7 protein-coding genes are annotated in these 6535 nt (G+C 70.7%); 1 reads left to right on the plus strand and 6 read right to left on the minus strand.

What is annotated here, in order from left to right; translation table 11 throughout:
• The coding region (locus tag E1193_RS29025) for a DUF3499 domain-containing protein (RefSeq protein WP_132186356.1) at positions 1 to 261 on the minus strand (261 nt) is incomplete at its 3' end.
• A gap of 143 nt (positions 262 to 404) precedes the next feature.
• Here E1193_RS29025 and E1193_RS29030 point away from each other — a divergent pair.
• Entirely contained in the window at positions 405 to 854 is a 450-nt protein-coding gene (locus tag E1193_RS29030) for a metallopeptidase family protein (protein WP_132186357.1), read from the plus strand.
• Positions 855 to 959: 105 nt separating this feature from the next.
• Here E1193_RS29030 and E1193_RS29035 read toward each other — a convergent pair whose 3' ends face one another.
• The 5 genes from E1193_RS29035 to E1193_RS29055 form a co-directional block, all read right to left on the minus strand.
• Positions 960 to 1217, minus strand: a complete 258-nt coding sequence (locus E1193_RS29035; RefSeq protein WP_007455784.1) for a WhiB family transcriptional regulator — start codon at positions 1215 to 1217, stop codon at positions 960 to 962.
• A gap of 473 nt (positions 1218 to 1690) precedes the next feature.
• Positions 1691 to 1987 carry a phospholipase gene (locus E1193_RS29040; protein WP_243707958.1) on the minus strand — a complete coding sequence of 99 codons (297 nt, stop codon included), beginning with the start codon at positions 1985 to 1987 and terminating at the stop codon, positions 1691 to 1693.
• A gap of 64 nt (positions 1988 to 2051) precedes the next feature.
• Positions 2052 to 3449 carry a DUF4331 domain-containing protein gene (locus tag E1193_RS29045; RefSeq protein ID WP_132186359.1) on the minus strand — a complete coding sequence of 466 codons (1398 nt, stop codon included), beginning with the start codon at positions 3447 to 3449 and terminating at the stop codon, positions 2052 to 2054.
• 91 nt (positions 3450 to 3540) lie between these two features.
• The gene (locus E1193_RS29050; RefSeq protein ID WP_132186360.1) at positions 3541 to 3819 is read right to left on the minus strand and encodes a hypothetical protein; all 279 of its coding nucleotides are present in this window, start codon (positions 3817 to 3819) and stop codon (positions 3541 to 3543) included.
• Between the two features lie 123 nt (positions 3820 to 3942).
• On the minus strand, positions 3943 to 6450 hold the full coding sequence (locus tag E1193_RS29055; RefSeq protein ID WP_132186361.1) for a bifunctional FO biosynthesis protein CofGH: 2508 nt from the start codon (positions 6448 to 6450) through the stop codon (positions 3943 to 3945).
• Positions 6451 to 6535: the final 85 nt, after the last annotated feature.

Raw genomic sequence — 6535 nt, forward strand, 5'->3', positions numbered from 1 at the left:
CTCGCGCACCGCTTCGGCCAGGGCGACCAGGTCGTCGGTGGTGGGCGGCGGAGGCTCGAACTCGCCCTCGTGGCGAACCACGTCCCAGCCCCGCGGGGCGGTCAGGCTCCGCGCGTGCGGCTCGCACAGGTCGTACGTGTGGGGTTCGGCGAACGCGGCCAGCGGGCCGACCACGGCCGTCGACTCGTTGTAGACATAGGTCAGCGTGGCGACCGCTTGCCGGGGGCAGCCGTTACGAGAGCAGCGCCGTGGTGACCTCACGGCGGCAGGGTATCCCCATTACCGGGTCCGGCGCACCGGTTCGCGTTGCGACACGCCCGTCACGGTGATCACAATTCGACCCGGCGCGCCGTCGATGTGGCGCTGCCGCAGGCCAGGCCGAGCCGGCAGCTACCCTTTGCCACATGACAAGCCCGGAACACCGCCGCCCCGGCCCCGGCCGGCGCACCCACCGCGACCGCCGAGGTCGCGGGCTGCGCGGGCGGCTGGTTCCGGCGACCGTGCCGCTGGCCCGCACCAAGGCCGAGGTCTTCGACGATCTCGTGCTCGACACCGTCGAGACACTGGAGCGCCGCTTCGCCAAGGAGTTGGCCGGCGTCGAGTTCGCCGTCGAGGACGTCCCGCCGGATTTGAACGTGTACGACTCCGACGTGCTCGAGGACGGTGAGGTGCCGCTGGCCCGGCTGCTGCCGGGGCGACCCGGCCGGCAGGAGGTGCCGCCCCGGATCGTGCTCTACCGCCGTCCGCTGGAGTTTCGGGCGATGGACCGGGAGGACCTCGCCGACCTCGTGCACGACGTGATCATCGAGCAGGTGGCGAACCTGCTCGGGGTCGACCCGGACGAACTTGCCTGACCCTGGTCGGGACGACCCCACAAAAGCCGCGACCGTCGCCACCGGCCAGGCGGTGCACCCGGGGCGTGAGCCGGGCGGCCCCCACCGCCCCGGCCCGATCTCAACTCAGGCGGCCCGCCGCTTGAGCTTGCGCCGCTCCCGCTCGGAGAGCCCGCCCCAGATCCCGAACCGCTCGTCGTGGCCGAGAGCGTATTCGAGACATTCCGTCTTGACCTCACACCGCGAACAGATCCGCTTCGCCTCGCGGGTCGAGCCGCCCTTCTCAGGAAAGAACGCCTCCGGGTCGGTCTGCGAGCACAGCGCCCGCTCCTGCCACTCCGGCGCGTTTCCGAGCAGGTCGGCCACCTCGAGCTGGCCGTCCATCAGATGCCTCCTTGTCGCGCACCGGCGTCACCGCCGCTGCAACCCCCCACGCGAAAGGCGTGCTTGTCCGTACGGTCCCGATTTGTTGCGTTCCGCGCGAACAACCCCATTCAAATTACACGCGTGTAATGCGTGCGCCGTCAAGCGGAACTTGATAATGGAGTCGCCCTCCCGACACCACCCCGGACGGCCACTTCGGTCGCCCGGCCTCGCAACCTGCCCTATCGATTCAGACCCCGGACGAGTAACGCCCTCTCCGGCGAGTTGCCCCGAATTTCTGCCGTGGCGTCACCACCGTGGACGCCGCCGGGGCACGCCGGCGGAGGCTCCGGTGGACCAGCCAACCAAGATCAGGATCTCGGTGGGGCACAGGTTAACGCGGTTCGCCGCGAGCCGCCTGTCGAGGCCGGAAAAGCCGACAGCGCCCCGTCCACATTTTGGACGGAGCGCGTCGGTCGGACCCGGTGCGGCGATCAGCGCGATCCCGGCGGTGCGCTGCTGGGCCAGACGAATTCGGCGATCGCGCCACCGGTGACGGAGATCGCTCCGGCGGGCGTGTCGTCGTCCCACCAGACGGTATATCGCCCTGCGGGCAGGTCCGGGTAGACAGCACTGTGGAACACACCGTCCCGGACGATTCGCTCACGCACCGCCACGTGAGTCCGCCCCCCGCCGGGCACGTCGGTTCGACTGATCTCGATTTCGCGGCCGTGCTGCTCCCGTCCGGTATAGATGATCAGCGCACCGGTGTCCGCGCCGATGTCGAGCATGACGGTCCCGCTCTCCGTCGGCCCGTACCGGTGGTGGTGCTCGTGCATCGGCCTCTCCGTCCGGTCAGGAGCCCGACGCCGACGGGTTGTTGAACCCGTCGTACGGCGTGCCGAGGAAGGGGAAGTTGCGCAGGAACGGCGCGGTGACGTCGGCTGCGCTCAGGCCGGGGGTGACGGCGCTCGCCGCGGCGTCCGGCTTGAAGTTCTTGTCCACCAGCGGAACGGTGAGCCCGGCGATCGCCCGCAGGGAGATCGTCACCACGTCGTCGGTCACCCGCCGGCCGTTGGGGAAGCCGGCCAGGTCGCCGCCGAGCACACCGAGCGCGTTCGGCCGCGCGCTCGGCCTGATCGCCGTGTTCAGCCGCAGCATGTCGGCCTGCACGTCACCGGTGTTGTTGGTGAAACCGTCGATCAGGCCCGAGGGGATGCCGGTGAGCAGGATCGCCGCCAGGTCGGCCCGTGCCTTCTTCGACTTGTTCAGCCTGTCCAGGTTGGGGAAGACGTCCGGGTAGAGCGCGGGGAGCAGGGCGGCCAACTCCGGCTGCTCGACGAACCTGGCGAAGCGCTTGTCCTCCGACGGCGGCAGCGTGTTCCACAGATCCTTCTGCGCCATCGGCACGATGACCTCGTTGAACAACGGGTTGCCGAGTCGCGACACCTGCGTCCACGGGCCGGTCGCCGAGTCCTTGGCGACGCGGTCGCCGAGGATCCGCACCTGCTGGCGCGACGCGGTGGTCCACACACCGATGATCGAGGCACGGTCGGCCTGGCCGTACCGGTTGGACCTGCGGCGTACCCGGTTCAGCGGCACCTGCACCGCGATACTGTGGACGTTCATCCGGTCCAGGGCGTTGACCGGGTCACCCGCCTCTTTGAAGATCTTCTTTCCGGCCACGTGGAGCTGCTGGAACGGCCGGAGCGTACCCAGGTCGAAGATCGCGCCCAGGTCGACGAAGAAGCCGTCCGCGCGCTGCCCGGCGAAGACCTTCTCCCCGGTGGACAGGCGGAACGTCGCCTGGCCGACCAGATCGTTGTACTTCGGGGTGGACAGCGGCCCGACGTTGCACGGCGGGCAGGGCAACCTGTTCGCCAGCACGTGCTCCCGGCCGTCGGCCACCCGGGTCAGCCGGTAGAACTGCCGACGGTTCCAGTTCTTGCTGTCCAACGAGTCGATCGGCCCGGTGTTGTAGAGAAAGCTGTTGGGATTGGTGATCTCGGTGGTGAACTCGAAACGGTAGGTCACGTCGGGGTGACCGTCACCGTCGTTGTCGATGTGGATCTCGTACCGCACGTCGTCGCCGAACTCGAAGAAATTCGGTCCGCCCGAGGGGAGCTGCAACGGCACGTAGTTGGCGATCAGCGTCACCGAGTCAGGCCGGTCGGGGGTGACGAAGGCGTACAGGTCGGAGCTGTCGGCGACCGGGTCCTTGCTTATCTCCGGTGCTTCGCGGTGGGAGGACATGGCGGACCACCTTTACGGGATCGGCGGAGTGGGGCATGCGGGAGGGCCGGACACCGCGAGTCGGCGCCGGGCCAGGACGGAGGGGGAACGGTCAGCGCTTCGCGGCGCGGCGCAGCTGGTCCGCCAGATCCTTGTCGCGTACCTCGTACCGGGAGGCGCCGACGAAGACGTCCATCGTCCCGGAAGCCGCGTCACGCAGGTGCACGACGATCGGCTCGTCCTTCCTTCCCGACGCCGACGGGGCGTTCTGCGCGGCCGAGACGCCTGTCACGGTAAGCGCGGCGGCACCCAGGGTGGCGCTCGCCGCGGCGGTCAACGTCTGCCGGCGGGTCAGTCGCGGCCAGCGTCGCTTCCGCACTTCACTCGTCATGGGGAACCTTTCCTCCGGCGCGCGGGCGCACGCGGGGTGGAGCGCGAGGTCGCCGGCGGCGGCCCTCGCCTCAACCGCCGCCGGCGCACAGTGGTACGGCTCCCGCGTCCGAAAGGTTCGACGCTATCCGGTTCGATGACCGTAGGCGGTCGTCCGTTTGCGCGCCGGCCGCCCTGCGGCCGCCGCGATGGCCCGCAACTGCTCCTCGGTACGCGCCGACCCGTTGCCGGAACCGGCCATCCGGGAGATCGTCTCCTCCATCAGCGTGCCGCCCAGGTCGTTGCAGCCGCCCTGGAGCATCGCGACCGTGCCGGTGTCACCGAGCTTCACCCACGAGCACTGAATATTGTCGATCCGGCCGTGCAGCAGCAGCCGGGCCATCGCGTGCACCACCCGGTTCTCCCGCCACGTCGGCCCGGGGCGGGCGATGCCGGCGAGGTAGATCGGCGCGTTGGTGTGCACGAACGGCAGGGCCACGAACTCGGTGAACCCGCCGGTGCGGTCCTGGACCCCGGCCAGCACCCGGAAGTGGCCCAGCCACTGGCCGGGATGGTCGACGTGGCCGTACATCATCGTGGAGCTGGACCGGATGCCCAGCTCGTGGGCCGTGCTGACCACCTCGACCCAGGCGGCGGCCGGCAGCTTGCCCTTGGTGAGCACCCAGCGCACGTCGTCGTCGAGGATCTCGGCGGCGGTACCGGGGATGCTGTCCAGCCCCGCCTCGCGCAACCGGGTCAGCCACTCCCGCACCGACACGCCGGCCTTGGCGGCGGCGGTGACGATCTCCATCGGCGAGAAGGCGTGCACGTGCATTCCCGGCACCCGCGCCCTGATCGCCCGTACCAGGTCGGCGTAGCCGGTCACCGGCATCTGCGGGTCGATGCCGCCCTGGAGGCAGACCTCGCTCGCCCCGGCCGCCCACGCCTCCTCCGCCCGGTCGGCGACCTGCTCCACCGAGAGCCGGTACGCGTCGGCGTCCCGCTCCCGCTGGGCGAAGGCGCAGAACCGGCAACCCACGTAGCAGACGTTGCTGAAGTTGATGTTGCGGTTGACCACGTAGGTGACGTCGTCGCCGACCGTGTCCCGCCGTACCTCGTCGGCGAGTCGACACAGCTCGTCCAGCGCCGGGCCGTCCGCACCGAAGAGCGCCAGCGCCTTCGCCTCGTTCTCCGGTGCGAGCAACGCGGTCGGGTCGTCCGCCGCCAGCCGCAGGCCCGCCCGCACCTCGGGGTCGCCCGAGGTGGACGCCGGCGCGCTGACCCTGCCGGCCACCTCCGACCAGTCGCCGTAGACGCTGTCGAAGTCGCCCCGCCGGTCACCGCTACGGCCGGTGGTGTCGATGGTGGCGTGCAGGTCGACCCGGCCGCCGAAGACCTCCTCCGGCTCCTGCCACGGGCGGCCCACCGGCCGGGCCTCCTCCACGGCGAGCCCGGTCGACGGATCGGCCAGCGCCCGCACATGCGGTGACAGGCGCGGGTCCAGCCACGGATCACCGGCCCGGACGTACTCCGGATAGACCGTCAGCCGCTCACGCAACGTGAAACCGGACTTCTCGGTGTGCCGGGCCAGCTCGTCGAGGTGCGGCCAGGGCCGCTCCGGGTTGACGTGGTCCGGGGTCAGCGGGGAGACCCCGCCCCAGTCGTCGATGCCGGCGCGCAGGAGAAGGTCGTACTCCCCCTCGATCAGGTTCGGCGGGGCCTGGATGCGAGCCTTCGGGCCGAGCAGCACCCGGGCCACCGCCACGGTCGCCGCCAGGTCGTGCAACTCGACGTCGGGCATGCCCCGCATCGCGGTGTCCGGCTTGGCGCGGAAGTTCTGCACGATCACCTCCTGGAGGTGGCCGTACTCCCGGTGTACCCGGCGGATCGCGAAGATCGCGTCGACCCGTTCGGCGGGTGTCTCACCGATACCGACCAGGATGCCGGTGGTGAACGGCACCCCCACCCGGCCGGCGTCGTCCAGCACCCGCAGCCGGACGGCGGGCTCCTTGTCCGGCGAACCGAAGTGCGGCCCACCCGGCTCCGACCACAGCCGGGTGGCGGTGGTCTCCAGCATCATCCCCATACTCGGCGCCACCGGCTTGAGCCGTTGCAGCTCCGACCAGGAGAGCACACCCGGGTTGAGGTGCGGCAGCAGTCCCGTCTCCTCCAACACGGCGACCGCGCAGGCGCGCAGGTAGTCCAGAGTGGAGTCGTAGCCCCGCTCGTCCAGCCAGCGCCGGGCCGCCGGCCAGCGCTGCTCCGGCCGGTCACCGAGGGTGAACAGGGCCTCCTTGCAACCCAGCGCCGCACCCTCGCGGGCGATCGCCAGCACCTCCTCCTGCTCCAGGAAGGCAGCCGGCAGCCGGTGCGGCACGGTGGCGAAGGTGCAGTAGTGGCAACGGTCCCGGCAGAGCCGGGTAAGCGGAACGAAGACCTTCTTCGAGTACGTCACCACACCCGGCCGGCCGGCGTCGCGCAGACCCGCGTCGCGAATCTCCCCGGCGATTCGGAGCAGTTCGTCCAACTCGGGCCCGCGTGCCGCCAGCAGCGAAGTCGCCTCCTCGACGTCCAGCGCGCGCCCGGTGGCCGCCCGGCGCAGCGCCCGCTGCACGCTCGCCGCGGTCGGGCCGGGATCCGTGCGGTCAACCATCCGCTCAGCCTATGCGTCCCGCGAACCGCGCCACCGTGCGCCGTCCCGCCCCCTGGGCCGCCTTCGTCCCTCGCCTGTCCCGGCC

The sequence above is a fragment of the Micromonospora sp. KC606 genome (assembly GCF_004348675.1).
Taxonomy (GTDB): Bacteria; Actinomycetota; Actinomycetes; order Mycobacteriales; family Micromonosporaceae; genus Micromonospora.